The 1,644-nt window shown below is 70.1% G+C and carries 1 protein-coding gene; it reads right to left on the bottom strand.

The window, feature by feature from the left end:
- The coding region (locus FGD71_RS00235; RefSeq protein ID WP_140935775.1) for a type I polyketide synthase at positions 1-1,644 on the bottom strand (1,644 nt) is incomplete at both ends.

Raw genomic sequence — 1,644 nt, 5'->3', positions numbered from 1 at the left:
GCCGGCAGCTCTTCCGCCGGCTCCTCCCGATCCACCTCGGGCTCGGGTGCCTCTTCCAGGATGACGTGCGCGTTGGTACCGCTGATGCCGAACGACGACACACCCGCACGCCGCGGACCGTTCTCCCGCGACCACTCGCGGTTGTCGGTCAGCAGCTCAACAGCCCCTACCGACCAGTCCACATGCGACGACGGCGCATCGATGTGCAGCGACTTCGGCAGTACCTTCGCCTGCAGCGCCATGACCATCTTGATGATGCCGACGACGCCGGCGGCGGCCTGCGTGTGCCCGATGTTCGACTTGACCGAACCCAGCCACAACGGCCGCTCCGGGTCACGGCCCTGCCCATACGTCGCCAGCAACGCCTGCGCCTCGATCGGATCTCCCAGCGTCGTACCCGTACCGTGGCCCTCCACGACCGTGACGTCCTGGGGCGAAAGCTTCGCGTTGGCCAGCGCCTGCCGGATGACGCGCTGCTGCGAGGGCCCGTTCGGCGCGGTCAGACCATTCGACGCCCCGTCCTGATTGATCGCCGAACCCCGCACCACCGCCAGCACCTGGTGCCCGTTGCGACGGGCGTCGGACAGCCGCTCGACGAGCAGCACACCGACGCCCTCGCCCCAGCCCATGCCATCGGCCGCGTCGGCGAACGGCTTCGACCGCCCGTCACGCGCCATACCCCGCTGACGGGCGAACTCGGTGAACGCCGTGGGCGTGCACATCACGGTGACGCCGCCGACGAGGGCCATGGAGCACTCGCCGCTGCGCAACGCCTGCGCCGCCATGTGGAGGGCCACCAGCGAGGACGAGCAAGCGGCGTCGACGGACAGCGCGGGTCCTTCGAGGCCGAGGGTGTAGGCGACACGGCCGGAGATCACACTCGTGGCCTCGCCGGTGACGACGTACCCCTCAAGCTCCTCGGGCACGTTGGTGCTGACGCCGTATCCCACGGAGTAGGCGCCCGCGTACACGCCGATGTCCTGCCCACGGAGCGAGGTGGGGTCGATGCCCGCCCGCTCCAGCGCCTCCCACGACGTTTCCAGGAAGAGCCGCTGCTGCGGGTCCATGGAGAGCGCCTCGCGGGGCGAGATTCCGAAGAAGTCCGCGTCGAACCCGGTCGCGCCGTACACGAACGCGCCCTCGGTCGTGTACGAGGTCCCCGGGCGGTCCGGGTCGGAGTCGAAGAGGTTGTCGAGATCCCAGCCGCGGTCCGTCGGGAAGTCCGCCATCGCGTCGCCGCCGCTGGTGACCAGACGCCACAGGTTCTCCGGGGAGTCGGCACCGCCCGGGAACCGGCAGCTCATCGACACGATCACGATCGGATCGTCGTCGAGCCCGGCCCGGGCCGCCGCGGTGGCGGCCTGGGCAGGCTTCATGTCCCCTAGCTCGCCGGTGAGTTCGGCCCTGAGGTGGTCGGCGAGGGCGGCGGGGGTGGGGTAGTCGAAGACGAGTGTTGCCGGGAGTTTCAGACCTGTCGCGGAGGTCAGCAGGTTGCGCAGCTCGACCGCGGTGAGCGAGTCGAAGCCCAGCTCCTTGAAAGCCAGTTCGGCAGCGACCGCATCCGTCCCCGAGTGCCCGAGCACCGACGCCGCGTGCGAACGGACCAGGTCGAGCAGCAGTTCCCGCCGCCCGCGCTCGTCCAGG

The organism is Streptomyces sporangiiformans (assembly GCF_005768555.2).
Taxonomy (GTDB): domain Bacteria; phylum Actinomycetota; class Actinomycetes; order Streptomycetales; family Streptomycetaceae; genus Streptomyces; species Streptomyces sporangiiformans.
The sequence above is the reverse complement of the archived record's forward strand: the minus strand, read 5'-3'. Positions and strand labels throughout refer to the sequence as shown.